Annotated in this window: 16 protein-coding genes; 14 read left to right on the top strand and 2 right to left on the bottom strand. The window is 37.2% G+C overall.

From position 1 onward, the window contains the following. Window positions 1–1,115: alpha-N-arabinofuranosidase (locus tag J2S74_RS20525; RefSeq protein WP_307329477.1), on the top strand; the 1,115-nt coding region annotated here is incomplete at its 5' end. A gap of 546 nt (window positions 1,116–1,661) precedes the next feature. On the opposite strand, the gene J2S74_RS20520 is transcribed toward J2S74_RS20525, so the two are convergent. Together J2S74_RS20520 and J2S74_RS20515 are read right to left on the bottom strand one after the other, a co-directional pair. Continuing rightward, window positions 1,662–5,036, bottom strand: a complete 3,375-nt coding sequence (locus J2S74_RS20520; protein WP_307329475.1) for a LamG-like jellyroll fold domain-containing protein — start codon at window positions 5,034–5,036, stop codon at window positions 1,662–1,664. A gap of 248 nt (window positions 5,037–5,284) precedes the next feature. Continuing rightward, window positions 5,285–6,259, bottom strand: coding sequence for a glycoside hydrolase family 43 protein (locus tag J2S74_RS20515; protein ID WP_307329472.1), 975 nt, complete (start codon window positions 6,257–6,259; stop codon window positions 5,285–5,287). An 878-nt stretch (window positions 6,260–7,137) separates the two neighbouring features. On the opposite strand from J2S74_RS20515, the gene J2S74_RS20510 reads away from it, so the two are divergent. From J2S74_RS20510 to J2S74_RS20450, 13 genes are all read left to right on the top strand, one after another. Beyond that, window positions 7,138–8,514 (top strand): ABC transporter substrate-binding protein, encoded by a 1,377-nt coding sequence (locus J2S74_RS20510; RefSeq protein ID WP_307329469.1) that lies wholly within the window; start codon window positions 7,138–7,140, stop codon window positions 8,512–8,514. 152 nt (window positions 8,515–8,666) lie between these two features. After that, window positions 8,667–9,557 carry a carbohydrate ABC transporter permease gene (locus J2S74_RS20505; protein WP_307329466.1) on the top strand — a complete coding sequence of 297 codons (891 nt, stop codon included), beginning with the start codon at window positions 8,667–8,669 and terminating at the stop codon, window positions 9,555–9,557. Window positions 9,558–9,575: 18 nt separating this feature from the next. Continuing rightward, a complete protein-coding gene (locus tag J2S74_RS20500) occupies window positions 9,576–10,493 on the top strand; it encodes a carbohydrate ABC transporter permease (RefSeq protein ID WP_307329463.1) in 918 nt (305 codons plus the stop codon). A 40-nt stretch (window positions 10,494–10,533) separates the two neighbouring features. Further along, window positions 10,534–11,967, top strand: a complete 1,434-nt coding sequence (locus tag J2S74_RS20495) for an arabinan endo-1,5-alpha-L-arabinosidase (RefSeq protein WP_307329459.1) — start codon at window positions 10,534–10,536, stop codon at window positions 11,965–11,967. Window positions 11,968–12,352: 385 nt separating this feature from the next. Then, complete coding sequence (locus J2S74_RS20490) at window positions 12,353–12,679, top strand: substrate-binding domain-containing protein (protein ID WP_307329458.1); 327 nt, start codon at window positions 12,353–12,355, stop codon at window positions 12,677–12,679. 73 nt (window positions 12,680–12,752) lie between these two features. Then, window positions 12,753–13,370 (top strand): YesL family protein, encoded by a 618-nt coding sequence (locus tag J2S74_RS20485; RefSeq protein ID WP_307329456.1) that lies wholly within the window; start codon window positions 12,753–12,755, stop codon window positions 13,368–13,370. Between the two features lie 46 nt (window positions 13,371–13,416). Then, window positions 13,417–15,699, top strand: a complete 2,283-nt coding sequence (locus J2S74_RS20480; protein ID WP_307329454.1) for a glycoside hydrolase family 127 protein — start codon at window positions 13,417–13,419, stop codon at window positions 15,697–15,699. A 468-nt stretch (window positions 15,700–16,167) separates the two neighbouring features. Then, on the top strand, window positions 16,168–17,373 hold the full coding sequence (locus J2S74_RS20475; protein ID WP_307329452.1) for a sn-glycerol-1-phosphate dehydrogenase: 1,206 nt from the start codon (window positions 16,168–16,170) through the stop codon (window positions 17,371–17,373). A 641-nt stretch (window positions 17,374–18,014) separates the two neighbouring features. Further along, complete coding sequence (locus tag J2S74_RS20470; RefSeq protein ID WP_307329450.1) at window positions 18,015–18,722, top strand: HAD family hydrolase; 708 nt, start codon at window positions 18,015–18,017, stop codon at window positions 18,720–18,722. 13 nt (window positions 18,723–18,735) lie between these two features. Further along, a complete protein-coding gene (locus tag J2S74_RS20465; RefSeq protein ID WP_307329449.1) occupies window positions 18,736–19,785 on the top strand; it encodes an aldose epimerase family protein in 1,050 nt (349 codons plus the stop codon). 327 nt (window positions 19,786–20,112) lie between these two features. Then, complete coding sequence (araD, locus tag J2S74_RS20460) at window positions 20,113–20,808, top strand: L-ribulose-5-phosphate 4-epimerase (RefSeq protein WP_307329446.1); 696 nt, start codon at window positions 20,113–20,115, stop codon at window positions 20,806–20,808. 164 nt (window positions 20,809–20,972) lie between these two features. After that, entirely contained in the window at window positions 20,973–22,460 is a 1,488-nt protein-coding gene (araA, locus tag J2S74_RS20455) for an L-arabinose isomerase (protein ID WP_307329444.1), read from the top strand. Between the two features lie 200 nt (window positions 22,461–22,660). Then, the gene (locus J2S74_RS20450) at window positions 22,661–23,758 is read left to right on the top strand and encodes a GntR family transcriptional regulator (RefSeq protein WP_307329442.1); all 1,098 of its coding nucleotides are present in this window, start codon (window positions 22,661–22,663) and stop codon (window positions 23,756–23,758) included. Window positions 23,759–23,891: the final 133 nt, after the last annotated feature.

The raw sequence follows: 23,891 nt of genomic DNA, 5'->3' as shown, positions 1-23,891 counted from the left end.
GAGGCATTGATGCTGCCCGTAACTTTATTGAGTACTGTAATCATCCAGGTGGTACATATTATAGTGATCTACGTAAAAAGCATGGTTATGAAAAACCACATAACATTAAAACATGGTGCTTAGGAAATGAAATGGACGGTCCATGGCAAGTGGGACATAAGACAGCAGAGGAATATGGAAGATTAGCTTTAGAAACGGCAAAAGCAATGCGACTAGTGGATCCTTCTATTGAACTCGTTGCTTGTGGAAGCTCCAATACAGGAATGCCAACATTCCCTCAATATGAAGCAACGACATTAGAGCATACGTATGATGCTATCGACTACATTTCTTTACACCAGTATTATGGTAATCGTAATAATGACACAGCAAATTATTTAGCCAAGTCTATGGATATGGAGCACTTTATTAAGACAATTATCTCTACCTGTGATTATATTAAAGCGAAAAAGCGCAGCAAAAAGACAATTAACTTAAGTTTTGATGAGTGGAACGTTTGGTACCACTCTAACCAACAAGATAGAGAAATTGAGCCTTGGTCCATTGCGCCACCTCAACTAGAGGACGTATACAATTTCGAAGATGCTCTACTCGTTGGCTCCATGTTAATGACGTTCTTACGTAATTCCGATCGAGTGAAGATCGCTTGTATGGCACAGTTAGTCAACGTTATCGCACCGATCATGACGGAAAATGGCGGGAAAGCATGGAAGCAAACGATCTTCTACCCGTATGCACACGTTTCTGCATTTGGTCGCGGTGTTGCATTACAGCCGGTTGTATCCTCACCGAAATATGATAGTAAAGATTTTACGGATGTTCCTTATCTTGATACGGCTGCTGTATATAATGAAGAAAAGGAAGAAGTAACTATCTTTGCAGTCAACCGCCATTTAGAAGAGTCTCTCCCACTTACATGTGATGTCCGCAGCTTCGAAGGTTACGAAATCGTGGAACACATTGTATTAGAAAACGATGACTTAAAGGCAGTAAATACTTCAGAGTCACAAAATGTAACACCACACACAAACGGCGTATCTTCCTTAGATAATGGCATAATTGAAGCAAACTTATCAAAAGCATCCTGGAATGTTATTCGATTGAAAAAAAGATAAATTACTTAGCAGACGCTTAATAAAGAACCTTTTGGGGAATCAATAATAAAGGGAAAAACTTATAATATCAAAAAACAACACCCTTTTATGAAAGCAAAAATAAATGAGGCTGGGACATAACTAAAGTGTTTAATCGGAAATACGAACAATGCACTACCTTAGCGGAGGAAATATACGTAGACTCCTGCGGGAGCAGAGGCAGAGGTGAGACCCACAGTGCGTTAGCACGAGGAGGCTCACCAGCCGCCCGCGGAAAGCGAAGTATATTTCCGAAGCGGGTAGATAGCACCTACATCTAGTTTGTTCGGATTTCTTATTAGTAAAAATACTTTTGTCCCAACCTCATTATTTTTATTACAAGTAATTTTAAGTTAAAGCTCTGTTAGTCTTTGTTGTTGATTTATGCTACAGGAGCTCGCTTTCCGCGGGCAACGCCTCAGCCTCCTCGTCCCTGCGGGGTCTTCGGCAGTTGCTTTTCCCGCTGGAGTCTCGCTCCTTTCGCAAAATCAACGCATATACAAAATCAACACTATCCACTAACAGAGCCTAAGTTAAAGAACGATTAAAGCGTCTACGGATTACGAAATAAGCCGTTCCTATAAGGACAAGAATTAAACCTAGTAGAAGGAAGTTATAAATGTTTGTATAAGTGTTAGGAAGCTCTTCTCCTTCCTTAGTTTCGTTAGATCCACTTTTTTCATCTGTCTTTTCTTTAGTATCTGTCACTGAATCAGTGGAGTCTTTGTTATCCTTAGAGTCGCCACTATCAACTACTGCAGTAGCATTCTCATCCTCAACCTTATTTGTATCATTCGTTTGTTCATCTGATTTATTGTCGTTTGCTGGATCATTGGATTCTGAAGTATCAGGATCTGGAATATTAGGATCTGCTGCATTAGGGTCTTCCGTATCCTCTTCATTTGCTGTAACTCTTTCTGTAATTTCTTCTTCTGTTAATGCATATCTCAAGATCTCTACTTCATCAAGCATTCCATTAAAGGTTGGATCTGAGTCGAAACGACTGTTACCAAGATAATTAGAATCAGCATTTATTTGTTTTGGTAAATGTGTCATGTTTTGATTGACATCTTTCAGTTCACCATTGATATAAAGTTTTCCAGTGTTCCCCTCAATTGTAATAGCAACATGTATCCATTCATCTTCAGGTAATTGATCAGTTGCCAATGTTTGATCTTCATTGTTGTGATAAATAGTAAAGAATAGTTCATCGTTATGGGTGCTAGGTGTTAAGAACATCCAGCCACCGGAACCACCGAAGTCAAAAATGCGTTGCCATATTCCACCACCGCTCCAATTTACCCATGCAGTAAAGGTAAAGTCTTCAGCATCGGAAACTGTATTTGGTACTTGGATATAGCCATCTGCTCCATTTAATTGAATAGCTCCACCAACTTTTCCTTCTTCAACCCACGATACTCCACCATGGATAGTACCATGTAAGTCATTTCCTGAACTGTCTAGGATTTGATTACCATTATCCTTGTCAAATGAATAGTTGGCTATCTCTGGTGACCCCAGTTCTAGTACAGTAGCTTCAAAATCTTTTGTATCACTCGCTGAACCCCTTGAAATGGTTGCCGTTAACGTAAGGTCAACATTTCCAGAACCGTGAGGCGGTCGAGTAACGATTCCTTCGTTAGTTATGAATTCAGGATTACTAGACTCCCAAGAAATACTTGTGTCCCTTTGTCCCATTGTTGGAAGGGATAAATTAGATGTGATGCTGTCAATATTATTAAGGTTTAACTGCTCTTTTGCAAAAGCAACACGTTCCTCGTCTGTCATATCTCCAACGTTTTTACCCCAAATTGCTGTACCGAATTGATTAAGTCCTGTAAATACCATAGTTGGTTCCCAGTTTTCCCAGTCCCAAGAAGGGATGACCGTTAATGTGTCAATCCAATAACCGTCAGGAGCGTTATTTGGATCATACCAGTTTAACGTCAATATATTCTCACTACTTAACTCCCAATAACTATTACTATTTTCATAATTAATATCCCCACCTGGAAGTAGAGTAATATAGTTTGGGGTAATCTGAGAATCATTGTCTCTTGGAAGAACGATTTGTTCAAAAATACCTACCACATGTTCCTCTGATACTTCTTGAACATATTCTCCAGCATAACGTTGTGGTGAAACAACTGGCCAACCGTCCTCTGTCCATAATAATTTTCTCACATGAAGATGAGACCAGAATAAGTTTTCTCCGGCCCTAGCATTGTGAATGATAAAATGGTTATCTCCATCTTGCAAGAGTCCATTATGTCCAGTACCTAACCATCCAGCGTCTCCCTCGAAAGCATAGGAGTTAATAATTTTAGTTCCAGTTTCTGATGAACCTGATGGGTCCACCATATCATTGCCATTGAAATCAAGGTAAGGACCTTCAACATTTTTTGATCTGGCTACTCTAACGTTATACGTATCCTCAAGCCATCCATAAGTGACAAACAAGTAATAGTAACCTGTATCAGCATTATACATGATAGCAGGCCCCTCAATTGCAGGGCCAGGATGTGGGATACCTTGATCTTGACGTGAAGCGATTAATGTTCCCATATCTTCTTCGTTTACACGTTTACCTGTATCGGAGTCTAATTCAGTGATGTAAATACCTCCGAAATAAGAACCGTATACCATCCATGGGGTGCCATCAGCATCTATAACAATTCCTGGGTCGATAGCATTGACGGAATGTCCGTCCCCTGCACGAGTTTTTACAACAGCACCTTGGTCTACCCATGGTCCCTCAATATTATCACTTGTTGCAAGACCAATATAAGAATTTCTTGTCCCGAACTCAGAGACTGCGTAGTATAAATAAAACTTATCGTTCATTTTCACAACATCGGGAGCCCAGAAAATGTCTGCACCATTTGTCCATTCAGATGCTTCTTCTGTAACACTATCAAATACACGTCCTGTAAATTCCCAATTGATCAAATCTTGTGATTCTCTAATCTGTATTCCTGCTGATGGAGCTTGTCCAACTGCATAGTCTGTTGAAAAAACATAATACGTATCATCCACTTTGATAATTTCAGCATCATGTGTATTCCAAGTTGTCCATTTATCTTCATTAGCAAAGTTTGGCTCATCTAATTGTGGGAAATCATCTTTAGAAGGAGCCGGTGCTTCTGGAAATACGATATCATGAACATTCTGTGTTTTGCCGGCTTTTTCGGCAATTTCTTGAGCGCTTAATGAACGGCTGTGAATTTCAAATTGAGCTAACTTTCCGTTTAGAAGTGGATCAGCATGGTCGTGCATGCTTTTCCCAAGATAAGCCTTTGTAGCTTCTATTTCATTTGGTGAAAGGCCAAGGTTCTCATCTATTGCAACTACCTCTCCATTAAGGTAAATTTTAGCCAAATTATTATCAATAGTAATGGCTATATGAGCCCATTCTTGAATTGGAAATGACTCAGAAGAGATAACTTCGTTTAATCCTACACCATATTTTCCGATATTCATCTGAATATCCTCATAATGTGTACTTGGTGTCAAAAACATGCTTCCATCTGGGTGATCAGGAGTGAAAAAGTCAAAAATACGTGACCAGTTTTGTTCTCCTTCCCAATAAACCCATGAAGATATGGTCATGTCCGTTTGATTAACTATATCAGCAGGTATTTCAACATAGCCAGTTCCATTGAGATTAATTGCAGGGCCTATTTCAGGATCTACAATATAAGCAATATCTCCACCAATGGATCCATGAAGATTATTTCCCGATGAATCGTTTACATTTTCAGCAAATAAATATTGTGCTACTAATGAATTGTTTTCAGCTGCACTTACAGGATTTACTGAAGTATTCTTACCATATAAAAAATGTGGGAAGAATAAGGTCAAAGCTAATAAAATAATTGTAATTTTCTTAAGTGTCTTCTTCATGATGCGCCTCCTTATGATGACAAATGTACATTTTCATATATTACTAGTTTCGTGGTAAAAAAGTTAAGATAAAAGCGGTTACATAAAATGTATAAATCATCTAAATTATTATCTTCTATGACTAGTTGTGTAATCAAAGTATCTTGCAATCTATGAAATAAGTAATGAAAAAATTTAAAAAATATTAGGGGTTAAAATTCACGAGAAAACATATATCAAACCATTTTGTTTTCTCGTGAAAATAATAATTAGTTTTTTACAGGACGATCGTCAGGAAGTGGAATACCGAAGTTTGGTGTACCATCTTCATTCCAGGTAATTGTTTGTGCCCGAGTATGTCTGTTAGGATCATATAGTGGATCCCCTTCAATTTCCTTGTAGTTTCTTGCGTGATAAATCAGCACGTCTTTCGTTCCATCTTCGGAAACGGTAAAGCTATTATGACCTGGTCCATATTGTCCTGTTTCTTCATTAGTTACAAAAACTGGTTCAGGGGTTTTTACCCATGAAGCTGGGTCTAATAAATCGCTGTTTTCATCAGCAGTCAACAGTCCCATACAATAGTTAAAGTCAGTGGCGCTTGCTGAGAAAGAAATGAATATTTTTCCATTTCTCTTAATAACTGCAGGTCCTTCATTAACTAAGAAACCAATCTTTTCCCAATCGTATTCTGGAGTAGCAATCATTACTTGCGGTTCTTTTATTGTCCACGGATTCTCTAATTCCGCAATATATAAGTTAGAATTCCCTGGAATTTCAGGATCCTTTTGCGGCCAAACAAGGTATCTTGTTCCATTATGTTCAAATGTAGTTGCATCTAGGGCAAAGGATTCCCATTTTGTTTTAATTTGTCCCTTTTCAACCCATTCGCCTTCTAATGGATTAGCAGCAGAAGTTTCCAGTACAAACATACGGTGATCAAATAGGCCGTCATTCGTTTCCGTTGTTTTTGCCGCTGCGAAATAGATGTACCACTTACCATCAATAAAATGAATTTCAGGAGCCCAAATATTAGCACTCATTGGTCCCGTCTCGTATTTCCTCCACACAACTACTGGTTCAGCTTCTTCTAATCCTTGTATAGTTTTAGATCGTCTTAATTCAATGCGATCATACTCTGGAACAGATGCAGTAAAGTAGTAGTATCCATCCGTATGTTTATATACCCATGGATCCGCACGTTGCTCAATAATTGGATTCTTATACTCGTTTTGTTGTGCCACTTCAATTCCCCCTTCATTAATGAATAGCTTTTAAATAATAGGTAATTTTATAATGTAAATCCTTAGCAAAATACAATAACATTAATGTTAATTAAATAACAAAAATATAAACTCCTATAGAGAAGTATACACTTTATTTGAAATTATTTGCTATTGCAATTCCATTGCTTCAGTGATGTACATAATAAATTTACCACAACTTACTTTGTACGTACAAGATGAAAAGTAGCTATTATACGTATTATTTATCAAAAATATAATATTATGCGCTATATCTTTTATTTATTTTAGAGAATCTGATATCAAAATAAAACCATAGTACCTGCTATTTCAAAATATTTAAAAAAAGGGTTAAAAACTAGAAATAGTGTACGTACAATACTTTATAGTTGCAAAATGATTCTCGGTAAAGTGACAAAAACTGACAAATGGAGTTGTTTGTTGTACGAGTCTATTGTGTTCCCCAAATGATATTTGATAAAGTAACTTCTCCTTTTATAACATTACATCGTACAATTAAATGTGGAATAAATTGGTTGATATTTAACGAATGAGATGGCCTTGTTTGGAAACTATATTAATAAATATCACAATTTAACAGAAATGGAGGATCAACTAAATACTGTTTTGATAAATGAAAGGAATGATATGAACGAACAAGTTGGTTTAATAATTTTCTCTTGTACGGCCGACAAAAATCCGCTTAAACTAACAAATTTTTAAAAAACAAATTGACGTACGTACATGCTCTGTAGTATATTTTTAACCGTAAACGAAAACAGTTTTTTTGAGGTTGGTGTTACCGTTTTCAGACTTCAATGAATTTAAAACGTTAATAAAAACCTTAAACAATTAATAAAAAACAAGGGGGATTTAAGTTGAAGAATGTAAAAATGAAGTGGTTATTTTCGTTAGCTGTATGTTTACTATTGTTTGCGACAGCTTGTAACGGAGGTGCAGATGGCGGTGACGCAGGTGATGCGGGAGATACAGACGGTGATACGCAAGAGGATATAACACTAGAATACCTTGCCTTTGCACAGCCGCAAGAGCAAGAGATTTACCAGCAGATCTTTGAACAATTTGAACAAGATTATCCTCATGTTACGATAGACGCTACGTTTTTACCGCCAGATGATTTTTGGCAGCAGGTACAAACAAGGCTTGGTGCTGGGACACAACCAGACGTATTCTATGTTGCTCCAGGAAACTTAGATTTATTAGTTGATAACAACCAAATCATGGAGTTAACTGAATTTATTGAAGCGACTGGTATTTTTAATTTAGATGAAATTTGGGAAAGTGGAATTAGAAGGTATCAACGAGACGGGGAAATTTATGCCCTACCTAAGGATGTAGGACCTTTCGCTTATGGTTATAACCAAGACCTATTTGAAGCTGCTGGTGTTGAGATTCCCAACCCAGATGAGCCAATGGATTGGAATGAGTATATAGAAATTGCAAAACAATTAACTATTGATGCAAATGGGAATAACGCCGCTAGTCCTGATTTTGACAGAGATAACATCGTACAATACGGTGCTGACTTCTGGTGGCCACATGCCGCTGTTTGGTCTGCTGGTGCAGATTGGCTAAATGAAGACGAAACGGAAATTACAATGGACACTCCAGAGTTTAAAGAAGCATTACAATTTATGTATGACCTTCGTCATGAACACTCTGTTGTTCCTTCTCATGATGCGGCAGACGCGACAAGTGGATATGTTCGTTGGTTAGAAGGAACGGTTGCTATGTTCCCCATTGCACCTTGGGACCAAGCTGCATTCTGGGATTTAGATTTTGAATATGGCCTTATGCCTTGGCCGGCACACCCAGAAACAATGGAGTCTAGAACATGGTTAGGATCTTTAGGTATCGCTGTAGGCTCCAATACGGATCACCCACAAGAAGCATTTAATTTAGTTGCATACCTATCAGTAGATGAAGATGCTCAAAGACAGATGATGGAATTAGGATTACAAGTTCCTAACATTGTATCTTTAGCTGATGAGTTTGTTGAGCTAGAGCACCTTCCGCATAACAAACATGTATGGATTGATACGATTGAAGAGTACGGTAGACAAGCTCCTCAAGAACGAACGTATAACCCAGAGTGGTGGGATAGATATAATGAAACAGTTGTAGAGCTATGGATGGGTAATTACACTGTTGAAGAATATGTAGAAACATACCAACCTATCCTTCAAGGATTACTTGATCGAGCGAATGAACAAAGGGAAAGATCATCCCGTTAATAGTGCGAGTCTAAAGATGCTTTTGTAAAAAAAAAGTAAATGATGTTTATACGTGAACTAAACATGATGGCTTGCTAAATGGCACGCCATCATGTCATTTAAAAAACCGTTACTACAATCCATATTTAACGGGAAAGGAAGTCGGGTGAATTATGGCTACACAAGGTTTAAGTCGTTTAAATAGAAAAGAAAAATGGATTGCTTTTATATTTATTTTTCCACTCGTTTTACAATTTGTCTTATTCCTATTCGGTCCTTTGATTTATTCCTTCTATATTAGTATGACTGATTGGAATATTTTTGGAACTGCAACGTTTATAGGATTTGAAAATTATATAAATATGATTCAGAATGATCGTTTTTGGAGAGCAATGGGGAATACGGCATTCTATCTCCTTGGCATCCCAATTGGTTTAGCCATATCAATGGTCTTAGCTGTTTGGATGAATCGAGGGATTCCCGGTATTACTATATTCCGATTTTTGATTTATTTACCTGTTGTATCTTCCATTGTAGCTATCACCATTTTGTGGCAATGGATGTATAATTATGAGTTTGGTTTAATTAATCATCTATTAAATTCAGTCGGAATAAATTCTGTCAACTGGTTAAATAACAGAGATTGGGTAAAACCGGCTATTATTATTTTAGGAATATGGAGAGGTTTAGGTGTGTCAACGATTTTCTACCTAGCCGCATTACAGAATATACCAAAATCATTATACGAGGCAGCTGAAATAGATGGGGCAAATTTCCTTCAGAAATTCCGTCACATTACGGCACCTTTATTGACTCCAATGACCTTTTTCTTAATCGTTACAGGGGTTATTAATACAATGCAAATTTTTGTTGAAATTCAAATTATGACTCCTGCTGGGGGACCAGGGTACAGCTCTGCTTCCATCGTGTTCTATATTTGGCAGGAAGGTTTCCAATATAATGCCTTAGGTTATGCAAGTGCAGCATCTTGGTTACTTGGTTTAATGATTTTTGTTATCACAATATTTAACTTTGCCATGCAAAAGAAATGGGTTCATCAATAAGGAAGGGGGGCATTAATAATGAAGAATGATACAACAAATGTTAAAGAAGAAGTAAATAAAGGGAGTAACAAAAGTTCTGGTCCAAGAAGGACCCTTTACAAATCAACATCAAAGAAGATAGCTGATGTGACCATATTTACTCTACTTTCGATTTTTTCAATTACTATGGTGCTTCCCTTTGTCTGGATGATCTCCACTTCTTTGAAGACACCAATACAAACCCGGACAAGTACCCCAGAATGGATACCTGATCCAATTGTTTGGACAAAGTATGTTGAAATATGGGAAAAGGCGCCGTTATTAACAGGGTTTATGAATAGTTCCATTTATGCAATTGTTGTACTAGCCTTTGGAACATTTTTTACGGCATTAGGTGCTTTTGCATTTTCTAAATTAAATTTCCCTGGTAGGGAAAAGATCTTTTTAGGCTTACTAGGGACGATGATGATTCCATTTCCAGCCTTAATGATTCCGCATTATATTTTATTCGTTAATTTAGGTTGGATAGACTCCTTATTACCTTTAATTGTTCCAGCTATGTTAGGAAATGTATTTATGATGTTCTTCCTAAGACAATTTATGAATGGAATTTCAGATGAAATTATTGAAGCGGCAAAAATTGACGGTAGTGGATATTTTGGTATATTTTGGAAGATTATGTTACCGATGATTAAGCCAGCTATCGCAGCTCAAGTTATTCTGTGGTTTATGGGTATTTGGAATGATTATGTAGGTCCATTAATCTATTTACATTCACCAAGGAATCAAACATTGCCACTGATGATTGCTAATTTTAATGCTTTTTACGAAATTCAGAACGATTTCCCGTTAATTATGGCAGCGTCATTAGTTTCCATGATACCTCTTCTAGTTGTATTCTTTGCATTCCAGCGTTATTTTGTGGAATCAATGAACTATGCTGGAGTAAAGGGATAAGCTCGACTGTTTAATAAACACCTTAGGAGTGTACTGCTTTATGATGAAAAAAACTTGGGTATTAACATGTGCGGTGGCTGTGGGTATTCTCCTTGCGGTGGTGTTTTGGGGACAGGAAGAGAGTGTTTCTATTCCTGTTCCAGAATTTCCAACGGCACCACCTGAGTATGGTCTAGTTAATCCTGCACATATACACAATACAGACAGATGGGGGATTATGAATACTCATGATCCTGCACTTGTTAAAGACGGGGATACGTATTATATATTTTCTACAGATTATATGGTTGGAGGTCCATATCCATTCGGAATCATGGTTAGAAGGTCTCAGGATCTCATTGATTGGGAATATATTGGACAAGCCCTTGACGATGTTCCTGAGGAGGTAATGGAATGGGCGAATCCTGAAAATCTATGGGCACCCGACGTGGTTAAAATGAATGATACGTATTATTTGTATTACACCGCATCTAGATTTGGAGTAAATAGATCCTATATAGGCTTAGCTACAAGTGATTCTATTGAAGGTCCGTGGGAACATCAAGGGGAAGTAATTAAAACGACAGGGTCTGATCCTGTAAATGCTATCGACCCTAATATTACATTTGATCGTCATGGAGTTCCATGGATGGTATACGGATCCTTTTGGGAGGGTATTCACCTTCTAGAGATTGACCCTGATACAGGAAAACCAGTAGAAGAAGGGTTCGGAACTCAATTAGCCGTAAGGGATTTTATGGCTGACAGAGCGATAGAAGGCCCGAATATTGTATATAATCCTGAATTGGACATGTACTACTTGTTTACTTCATATGGTTCCCTAAATTCTGATTATAATGTTAGAGTTGGACGTTCAGATGAAATAACGGGGCCGTACGTGGATTTTAATGGGAATGAATTAACTGACCTATCCGTTAGACCACATTACGAAGCAGGTACGAAACTGTTTGGTGGATATCAACTTGGCAATGAACATGGTTGGGTAGCACCTGGTCATAATACAGTACTCCGAGATGGGGATAATTACTTTATGGCTCATCATGCAAGGGCACAAGCGGATCCAAATTGGTCCTATTTACACATTCGTAAAATAGTTTGGACGGAAGATGGTTGGCCAGTAGTTTCACCATCTCGCTATGCGGGAGAAACCCTACAACCTATTCCTGATTTGATGCTTGTTGGTGAATGGGAGCACTTAAGGCATGAAAGAGATCAAGTGAATGTAGATTCTCAAACCATTGAGATTTTGTCTAATGGCGTTGTTGCTTCCAATGATGGAGAACATAATTGGACATTTGAAGCTGACAATACACTTGTACTCACTTGGGAAACAGATCAGGGAACACAAGTGGAAACAGTAACTGTACTTCCAGGATGGGATTGGCGCAACGATCAGCCTACATTATATTTTACAGGGCTAGACCAAGATGGCGTATCTGTTTGGGGAAAGAAAAGCGAAGTGGATCTTGAATAAAAACGATAATTTAGCTTTGTGTATCCAATTCATCTACAGTGGTAAATCCCTATACTAAAGGTATACCATAATTCATTCAAATGTGCAGGCTAACCCCTGCACATTTTTATCAATTGAATAAATTAGGAAAGCTTTTTCGTATAGATTGTTGTTTTTTGCTCACTAAAAGAAAACAGGAGGGTTTATTGCTACAGAACATTTAATTCAATTAGGTCATGAAAAAATTCTTGGGATATTCAAGGGTGACGATTTACAAGGAGTAAAACGTATGAAAGGATATATTAGAGCCCACAGGGAATATGGTTTAACACCATTTCCGGGTATGCTGGTTTCCTTCACAACAGAGGAAGTAGGCAGTACATTAAATAGTAGAGTAGAGTAGCTGTTGCAAACATTAAGGGATAAGCCTACAGCTATATTCTGCTATAATGATTTAATTGCATTAGATGTACTTAAGGTGTTGAGAAAGCTTAATTATAAGGTACCTGAGGATATTTCCATTGTAGGGTATGATAATTCCCATTTAGCAGAAGCAACGGAAATAAATCTAACGACGGTAGAACATCCTAAAAAGGAATTAGGGGAAAAAGCAGCACACTTATTATTGGATGTGATTGAAGGTAAAAGTGAATTTAATGGGGACCCTTATACTTTTAAACCGAAATTAATTATGCGGAATTCCACGGCTAAACCAGCAAAACCGGAGGAGTAATTAAGGTGCTTATAATAGAAAGGGCAGTTAATTCAAAGTTGACAGCTCTGAAGCTGTAAGAGGAGGCAGTACTATGAATGGTAATGCATGGGCTGGAATAATGGGAATATTTGAATGGGTCATGCGTTTGGCTTATGTAAATGTGTTATGGATCCTTTTCACCATCGTAGGGTTATTTGTATTTGGATTTTTTCCTGCTACGGCAGCAATGTTTGCAGTCATTCGGAAATGGATAAAGGGAGAGTCTGAAATCCCTGTATTTAAGACTTTTTGGGAGTACTATCGTAAGGAATTCTTCAAAATTAACTTAATAGGTTTATTCATTCTTATCATCGGGGTTATTATTTATGTTGATTTTCTATTTTTAGCAACTGTAGATGGTTGGCTAGCTACTATTCTAACTTCCTTGTTAATTTTCGGTAGTGTTTTGTTTGTTATTATTTTATTTTATATTTTTCCTTTATTTGTACATTATCAATTCACCCTATTTCAGTATTTTAAATTTGCAATTTTTATTGGTATTACGAAGCCGATCACCACTATTGGAATCGCCATTTGTACTATTATCCTTTACTATGCATTATTAATTTTTCCGGGAATGTCATTATTTTATTCAGGGAGTCTCTTAGCATTTGCTATTATGTGGCTTACCCATAATGTTATTCAAAAGATAGAAGCACAAGGGGATTAATTGTAGATTCATGTAATGTAAAAATATATACAGGGAGGTAACACCATTGCAAAACGTTGGACTACTAGATGGTATATTCAAAGAGTCTCAAGAAAAGGGAAAGGAATATTTAATTTATCTGGATGTTGATCGGTTAATGGCCCCATGCTATGAGGCTGTTTCAAAATCTCCGAAAAAGCCAAGATATGGGGGATGGGAGTCAACAGGCATTAGCGGTCATTCCATTGGACATTGGCTTTCTGCAGCAGCACAAATGTATACGCTAACAAAGGATGAGAAATTGAAGGAAAAAGTAGAGTATGCAGTGGATGAGCTTGCCCTTATACAAAGCTATGACAAAGATGGTTATGTTAGTGGTTTTCCAAGAGCTTGTTTTGACAAGACCTTTACAGGAGACTTTGAGGTAGAGCATTTTAATTTAGCTGGTCAGTGGGTGCCTTGGTATAGTATTCACAAGATTTATGCTGGACTTATCGACATTTATACACTAATGGGAAATGAAAAGGCACTAGAGGTAGTCATCAAGCTTGCTGATTGGGCAAAAAAAGGGACAGAATATTTAACGGACGAGCAGTTTCAAAAAATGTTAACTTGTGAGCATGGTGGGATGAATGAAGCAATGGCCGATCTTTATACAATTACAGGAAATAAAGAGTATCTAGATCTTGCCATTCGTTTTTGCCATAAGGCAGTCTTGGATCCCCTAGCCAATGGAGTAGATGAGCTAGAAGGAAAACATGCCAATACGCAAATTCCAAAGGTAGTTGGGGCGGCAAAGCTATACAATATTACGGGCGATGAAAAGTTTAAGAAGATGGCTATATTCTTTTGGAATCAAGTAACAAGATCCCGTTCCTATATTATTGGTGGCAATAGTATTAACGAACATTTCGGTCCGGAAAACAGTGAAAAACTTGGTGTACAAACGACTGAAACATGTAATACGTACAATATGCTAAAGTTAACGGAGCTTATGTTTGATTGGTTTCGTGAGTCAGAACAAATGGATTTCTATGAAAGGGCATTATACAATCATATCCTTGCATCACAGGACCCAGAGTCAGGAATGAAAACATATTTTGTTTCCTCACAGCCAGGTCATTTTAAAGTATACTGTTCACCAGATAACTCCTTCTGGTGTTGTACTGGCACAGGGATGGAAAATCCGGCTCGCTACACTAGAAGTATTTACTACACTAATAATAAAGATTTTTATGTAAATTTATTTATTGCGTCAGAGCTTGGATTAGCTGATAAAAAACTCAAAGTAATACAAGTGACGGATTTCCCGAAAACGGACAGAACAAAACTTATTTTTGAACAGGCAGATAATGAGTTTTTAAACCTTCATATTCGTGTTCCATATTGGGTTAAAGGAGCGGTAACGGCTGTTGTTAATGGAGTAGAAACATTTTCTAGTTCCGATAATGGATATTTAACCATCGGAAGAGAATGGACAGAAGGAGATGTTGTTGAAGTTCAACTACCAATGGATCTTCACAGCTACACTGCTAAAGATGACGACAATAAGGTTGGGATTATGTACGGACCAATTGTATTAGCAGGAGCGTTAGGTAGAGAGAATTTCCCTGAAACGGATATACTTGCGGATCATTTAAAGCTAAATAATCATCCATTAATTGATGTACCAACACTAGTTGCGGATAAGAATAGGCTTGATGAATGGATCACAAGCGTGGATACTTCTAAGCTAACCTTTGAAACAGATGCTGTTGGACAACCAGGGGATGTAAAAGTTACACTTGTTCCATTTTATGATCTTCATCATGAGCGCTATACGTTATATTGGAACTTGATGGATAAAGAAGCCTTTAAGACATTTGTAGATACAGAAAAAGAGGAACGTGAAAAACTAAGAGCTATAACTATTGATTTTGTACAGCCTGGTGAACAGCAACCTGAAGTAGAACACAATTTTAAGTCACATAATTCTCAAAGTGGTTATTTAAATCTAGTTCAAAAGGGATGGCGTGATGCTCGTGATGGTGGCTTCTTTAGCTATGATATGGCGGTAGAATCGGATAAAAAGCTAAGCTTAGAAGTTACCTATTTTGGAGGGGACCGTACCATTATTGAAGATGAAAAAAAATATGAGCGATATTTCGATATATTGGTTGACGGTACAGTGATCGCCAATCAAAAATTAGATGGACTTGGATCTCCTGTAAGCACCATAGATGTTCGCTACGAAATTCCTCAAGAACTACTAGAAGGAAAGAACAAAGTGGAAGTTAAGTTTACTTCGAATGAAGAAGGAAAGCTAGCTGGCGGCGTTTACGGTGTAAGAATTGTAAAGACAAATAAATAGAAATATTACGAACGATAGCCCGTCTATGAAAATTTCATAACGGGTCTCTTTTTTAAAATTAGTTAAAAGCATTTGTATTTTCGGGGTATACCTCCATGCAATAGTAATTTAGCACCATGGAGAATGAAAATACAAGTTTTTATTGAAGTTGGTGTAAGTGGAAGTCCACTAGAAGCCGTCTGTCTCTTCCTCTACAAGCTTATGCTTAGTAGCCTATGCGTCGAGGCAACTCGAAGCATAGTCGTGATGTAAACACTCGTTCCTGCGGTTACGGACCGTAGCGAATGACATCCAGATTCGTATTTTCAGGGTAGAATAATAAGTTTTTCTTTTATTAGCTTGTCAATTAAAGATGGATTAATTTATAATTAGAAGAGTAACTTATACGTACAACTGTTTAATAGTTAAAGAAGCTGTTTCTTAATTTACGCAATACCTTAGCTACTAGTAGGGGAGTAGAAAAGAAATATGGACAATAGTTTATTGGAGATTTCAAAGCAGGCAGAACGATGTCAATGTGGTAATCAACATCATGAATTAAGCATTGAGAAAATTGTTATTAACAACCGGGCACTGGAAGATGCAGTTTTATTTTTAGAAAAGAAGTCATTAAAGAATATCGTCCTTGTTGCAGACACTAATACATATGAAGTAGCCGGGAATAAACTTTACAAGCTATTAAGTGAAAAAGGTATTCATGTCGAAGTGTGCTTTATAGAACCAGATAGGTTAAATGATGTAGTTGCTAATGAAGAATCTATTGTGCAATTATTATTGGCTGTGCCTCCTAAAACGGATGTACTTCTATCTGTTGGTGCCGGAACACTTCATGATATTACTAGAGTAGTAAGCTACAAAATGGGACTGCCTTTTATATCCATACCTACTGCACCATCTGTAGACGGATTCAACTCCATGGGGGCTCCACTCGTTATAAAAGGAATAAAGAAGACTTACCAAACACAAGCCCCCATTGCTGTTTTTGCAGATATCAACATATTAGAAGATGCCCCACAAAAAATGATTGCCGCTGGGTTTGGAGATATGCTGGGGAAAAGCACGTCCCTTGCTGATTGGAAATTTAGTTCTCTTATAGGAGGAGAACCCTTTTGTCCCCTTGTGTATCAAATTACAAAAGAGGCTTTACAATCCTGTATAAATAATCGTTCTCAGATTGCGTTGGGGAGTGAGGAAGGGATAAAAGTATTGATGGAGTCGTTAATTAATTCAGGACTAGCCATGTTAATAATGGGACAATCCCATCCCGCTTCTGGTGCAGAGCATCATATCTCTCATTATTGGGAAATGGATTTTATGCGTAATAAACAGCCACAAGTATTACACGGAGCTAAAGTAAGTATTTCCTGTTATTTAATAGCTGATTTATATAAAAACAAAGTTAAAGACGCTATCAACACTTTATCATTAGGAAATGAACATACTGATAGTGAAAAGGTTACTAAAGTAATAGAGCAGAAAGAGGCCATATTAGAAATTATAAATAGCATACCTAACTCTACAGAATTAAAAGAAATGGTCCAAGAACTAGGGGGAGAAACAGAACCTGAGGAACTCGGGATTACTGACAATCTACTTCAAAGAAGCTTTCAAGAAGCTCATCTAATACGTGACAGATTTACTCTCTTAAAATTCTATAATGAATATATACGATAAATAAAATTAAAGGAAAGGCTACTTTAGTAAGCTTGGTTCCTTTGTTATAAAGCTTGGAGGAGCGGAAGACGTCCGCCTGTAGCGCATCCAAGCATAATATATTTAATTAAAGCTCTGTTAAAGGATAATGTTGATTTTTTAACATAGTTGATTGAAGCGTAAGATACGAGACTGTCTCTTCCTCTACAAGCATTGCTCTGTAGCGTATCCGTCGAGACAAATCGATGTGTATTCGACGAGGCAACGCTCTTTCCTGCGGGAAAAGCAAGAGGCCACTGAAAAAGTCATATATTTTTCGCTGAGAAAATAGCAATCGCTCCGCGCGTTGCGCGCCTGCTATGAAAAAACCACTCATAGCAGGCTTTAAAAACTTGCAACGGCTTCGCTGATTGCTTCGAGACCACTGAAAAAGGGAAAAAACGTCCTTTTTCAGTGGCCTCGAAAAGCAACGGCTGAAGACCCCGCAGGGACGAGGAGGCTGAAGCGTTGCCCGCGGACCAGGACGGTAACATTACGCCGTTGCCCACAGGACGTGGGCTGCTTTTAGGCGTAATTGGAGTATCTGAAGCGAAAATCAACATCAAAATTTAACAGAGCCTTTATTAAAAAACTCTTTAGGACAAAAGGCAAAGGAAAAAACGATGGATAATTATAAAAATAAGAGAGCCTTCTTTTTTGACTTAGATGATACATTATATGATCAGTTATTACCCTTTAAAGAAGCAGTTTTGTCTTCCTATAAATGTAAGGAAGGTTTTCCGTTTGAACAGATTTTTAAGAAGTCACGAGAGTATAGTGATGTCCTTTGGACAGAATATAAATTAGGAAAATTAAGTCTCGAACAATTACGAGTGGAAAGGTTGGTCCGGGCCTTTACATTTGCAGGCTTTCCTTTAACAGAAGGTGCAGCAAGGGAAATCCAAGAGAAGTATGAAGAGAGACAGCATTCCATTGAATTATTTCATGGAGTTAAACCATTCATATCTGAACTAAAGGAAAGAAAATTCGTTATTGGAATAATAACAAATGGTCCTGTGAAACACCAATGGAGAAAAATAACAAACCTTGAATTAAAAAAAGAAATAGATAGTCAACATATATTTGTTTCAGATGGAGTAGGGATTGCCAAACCAGACCCTAAACTTTTTTTGCATGTGAATGAACGTTTAGGTATTCATCCAAAGGATTGCTATTATTTAGGAGACTCCTGGGCAAATGATGTTGTTTCATCCTCGAAAGCGGGCTGGAACGCCATCTGGTATAACTATCGAAATAGAGAACCGAAGTCTACATTGGAATCATACAAGGTTATTCGTAATTATCATTTCAAAATAGATACTATTTTTTAAAGGAGATGTTATGATGCAAGTTTCAAAAGAAAAATTTGGGGAATTAAACGGTGAAACCATTACTGCTTTTACATTAAAGAATGATGCTGGGTTTGAATTAACGAGTATAGATTATGGTTGCATTATTACAAAAATGTTAGTACCAGATGCAAAAGGGACAGTAGAAAATGTTGTATTAGGTTTAGATTCCATAGAGGAATATGAAAAGTATTCTCCTTACTTCGGTGCAACCATAGGTCGTGTTGCAGGAAGAATCGGGGGTGCAACCTTTCAATTAGATGGAGAAACTTATGAATTGCCTGTAAATGATGGAAATAATCATCTTCATGGGGGGCACAAAGGGTTTGATCGAGTTATTTGGGATACAAAAGTGATTGAGGAGAAGGATTATGTTGGTTTAGAATTTACTTATTTTAGTCCAGATGGAGAAGAAGGCTATCCTGGAAATTTAAACGTGAAAGTAACGTACACCCTTAATAATGACAATGTATTTAAAATAGCCTATGAGGGTAATTCGGACAAAAACACGCTCTTAAACCTTACCAACCATACATATTTTAATCTAAGTGGAAATTTAAAAAGAGACATTTTAAAACATGTTCTTACAATGAAAAGTGACAGGTTTATTGAGTTAAATGATGAACTTATCCCAACTGGTGAATTGCTAGATGTACAAGATACGGTCTTTGATTTCCGGGATGGCAGGGTAATTCAAGATGGTACAACATCCACTTACAAGCAAAATATTCTTGCTGGACAAGGGTACGACCATCCTTTTGTATTAAATAGCAATCATGATAGGGAAATTGTCTTAGAAGACCGAGAAAGTGGACGTAACCTTGTTATTGAAACCGATGAGCCATGTGTCGTTCTATATACTGGAAATCAATTAACAGAGGACTTCGAAATTAGTGGTGTAAAGTCCAAGAAATATTTGGGACTCTGCTTAGAAACACAAAAGCACCCAGATGCCATTAACCAGCCTAACTTCCCGTCTATTGTATTGGAAAAAGGAAAAACATATAAAAGCGAAACCACTTATTCATTTAATAAAAATAAATAAAAGGTTCTTTTCGCATAGATTTGTTATTTTTTAATCGAAGGAGTGAAAGGCGGTGACTCCAGCGACGTGTAATCGCAGGAGCAGGACGTGGGCTGCCTTTAAGAATAATTGGTCCGCCTGAAGCGGATTCGAGTGAATAATCTTATTAAAACGGAAAGTTATATGTACATACAACTTTCCGTTCTATAAAGAATTCTTATTAAATTAACTCGGAAGAACAAATTCGTTATGAAAAATTCATTTTGTTAATAAAAAGTATATGCAAAATGTCCGTACAAGTGTATAATCTAAATTAGATTTGAAATTAGCTAGGAAGGAGCTGATCACATGTTAGAGCAATTAAAGGAAGATGTGTTCAAAGCAAATCTTGCATTACCGAAACATGGACTAGTTACATTTACATGGGGGAATGTGAGCGGAATCGACCGTGAAAAAGGGCTGGTTGTGATAAAGCCTAGTGGTGTTGAGTATTTTGAAATGAGAAGTAGAGATATGGTGGTTGTTGACCTAGACGGGAATGTGGTTGAAGGAGATTTGAAACCTTCCTCCGATACAGCTACTCATTTAGTTTTATATAAACAATTTCCTGAAATAGGTGGTATTGTCCACACCCATTCCACTGTTGCAACAAGCTGGGCTCAAGCTGGTAAACCTATTCCAGCATTCGGCACAACACAAGCGGATTATTTCTATGGAGAAATTCCTTGTACACGGCCAATGACAGAGGAAGAAATAAAAGGGGAGTATGAGCTTGAAACAGGAAATGTCATTGTTGAAACATTCAAATCTTTAAATATTGATCCTAACCAAGTACCAGGTGCCCTTGTGTATTCACACGCTCCATTTGCGTGGGGAAAGGATGCTAATGATGCGGTTCATAATGCGGTAGTATTAGAGCAAGTGGCAACGATGGCTTGGAAAACGCTTACAATTAACCCTGAAACGCCACCGATGGATCAAACTCTTCTAGACCGTCATTATTTACGTAAACACGGTGCAAATGCATACTACGGTCAAAAGTAATAAGAAAATAAATACAGGATAAAATAAACCCAGTAGTATATGGGAAGCTATTATCAAGTAAGCAATAAAATTAATAATTACTTTGGTCGTGGTTAAAAAGATTATTTAAGCGGTTAAAAGTCTATTAAATCAAACGTTTAGTTACTTACGGGAGGATATTAACAATGTTAAAAACAAAAGAGTATAAATTTTGGTTTGTTACAGGGAGTCAGCACCTATACGGACCAGAAGCAATTGAACAAGTTCAAGAACATTCTCGCCAAATTGTTGCGGGCTTAAATAGCGATGATACCATTCCATTTGAAATTGAAATCAAGCCAGTTTTAACAACTCCAGATGCTATTCGCAAACTTTGTATTGAAGCAAATACAGATGAAAATTGTGCAGGGATTATTACATGGATGCACACATTTTCACCTGCAAAAATGTGGATTGCTGGTTTATCAGAACTAAGTAAACCGCTTCTACATCTTCATACACAATTTAATCGTGACATCCCTTGGGATGAAATTGATATGGATTTCATGAACTTAAATCAGTCTGCACACGGTGACCGTGAATATGGGTTTATTGGTGCACGAATGAAGATCGCAAGAAAAGTAGTAGTAGGTCATTGGGAAGATGCTACAGTAAGAAGCCGTACGGCTGATTGGATGAGAACGGCTATTGCCTTCACTGACGGGAAAAACCTTAAAGTAGCTCGCTTCGGTGATAATATGCGTGAAGTTGCTGTTACAGAAGGAGATAAAGTAGAAGCTCAAATTAAATTTGGCTGGTCTATTTCAGCTTTCGGTATCGGAGATCTCGTTCAACGTATGAGAGATGTTTCTGATGCAGAAGTGAAAGCTCTTTATGAAGAATATAATGAATTATATGATATTGACCCACAAGCAAACAGCTCAGACGATTATCGTAATTCTATTCTAGAACAAGCTCGAATTGAGTTAGGAATGAAAGCATTCTTAGAAGAAGGCGGCTTCAGCGCCTTTACAACAAACTTTGAAGATCTTCACGGCATGAAGCAACTTCCAGGTTTAGCAGTTCAACGATTAATGGAGCAAGGCTACGGTTTCGGTGGTGAAGGAGACTGGAAAACAGCTGCTCTCTTAAGAATGATGAAAATTATTGCTGATGGTAAAGGAACTTCCTTCATGGAAGATTATACTTACCATTTAGAACCGGGCAATGAGCTTGTATTAGGATCTCATATGCTTGAAGTATGTCCTACTGTTGCAGGAACACGTCCAAAAATTCAAGTGCATCCATTAGGAATTGGTGGTAAAGAGGACCCTGCTCGAATGGTATTCGATGGTGACGAAGGTCGTGCATTAAATGCTTCTATCATTGATTTAGGTAATCGCTTCCGCCTTGTTGTAAATGAAGTGGATGCAGTAAAACCAATAAAGGAAATGCCAAAGCTTCCAGTTGCTCAAGTTCTATGGAAGCCGCAGCCATCCCTAAGTGAATCAGCAGAAGCATGGATTCATGCTGGAGGAGCACACCATACCGTATTCTCCTTCAAAGTAACACCTGAGCAGTTATACGACTGGTCTAACATGGTGGATATTGAGTGTGTATTCATTAACGAATCAACCAAAGTTATGCAGTTCCAAAATGAATTAAAATGGAATGAAATTGCTCGTAAATTTTAATATTTAATGCTATGTAGGTGCATGATGAATATTAAGTAAAAAATACGGAGCTTCCAAAAAGGAAAGCTCCGTATTTTTAAATTAAACTTGTTTCTATACAAAAGTTAGATTATATACACTTTTATTGTTAAAATAAATTGGTAAACCTAATAGTATAATAAAAAACAACGACCTGCCCATTGGAATTGAGGTAATGTAACATGCAAACGAAATACAGCAAAGTAAAACAAGCTATTAAATCGCGAATTTTAGATGGGACTTACGTACCCCATCAAAAAATAAGCTCCGAAAATGAGTTAATGAAAGAATTTGAAGTTAGTCGTCATACTATTCGTGTTGCTATTGGTGAATTAGTTAATGAGGGCTGGCTTTATCGTGAACAAGGTGCAGGAACCTTTTGTGCCGACCGAACCACCCAAGAATCAAGAAAACAGCAAAGTAAAAAAAATATTGCAATTATTACTACCTATATATCCGATTATATTTTTCCTTCTATTATTCGAGGTGCAGAATCGTATTTGAGTCAACAAGGATATCAAGTAAGTCTTTACAGTACAAATAATGACATTGAAAATGAAAAGCGTATATTAGAAAGTATCTTAACCCAGCAAATTGATGGCGTTATTATTGAACCAACAAAAAGTGCCTTTACTAACCCAAATATTAATTACTATTTTAATCTTGAGCGTACAAATATCCCTTATATTATGATCAATGCTTTTTACGATGAGTTAGAGCCCTTATGTTTAATTATGGATGATGAAAAGGGTGGATTTATCCAAACGGAGCATTTAATTCAAAATGGTCATAAAAATATTGTAGGCTTTTTTAAGACCGACGATATTCAAGGTGTAAAACGGATGAAGGGTTATATTAAAGCACATCGAAAACACCGTATTCCTATCAATCCAAAAAATATTATTAGTTACTACTCGGAGGAAAAGCGAACAAAGCCCATGAAGGAGCTAGAGAGCCTTCTTTCTGACCAAACAGATCTACCAACTGGACTAGTCTGCTATAATGATGAGTTGGCACTGTTGCTTCTTGATGTACTACGTAATAAAAATCTGAAAGTACCTAATGATATTTCTATTGTAGGATACGATGATTCATTTCTGGCTGAAGCATCTGAAGTAAAGCTGACAACTATCAAACATCCTAAAAATGAAATGGGAGAAGCTGCTGCAAAATTAATTGTTAGCATAGTAGAAAAAATGAACCAAGGTAATAATGAAACGTTCGAAACGGTTGTATATGAACCGGAATTGGTGATCCGTAAATCTACTAGCAGCATTTAATACTATATAATATAATTTCAAACAAAATAGAGCCGTAAGAAGGAAAGGAAATTAAAGGGATATATTCTTTTTAATTTCCTTTTTATTTTTTTCATTATTGTACTTGTAAAAAAAAATAACTCAGTTTAAAATT

The sequence above is a fragment of the Evansella vedderi genome (genome assembly GCF_030813435.1).
Taxonomy (GTDB): Bacteria; Bacillota; Bacilli; order Bacillales; family Salisediminibacteriaceae; genus Evansella; species Evansella vedderi.
This window is presented reverse-complemented; position numbering and strand designations above follow the sequence as displayed.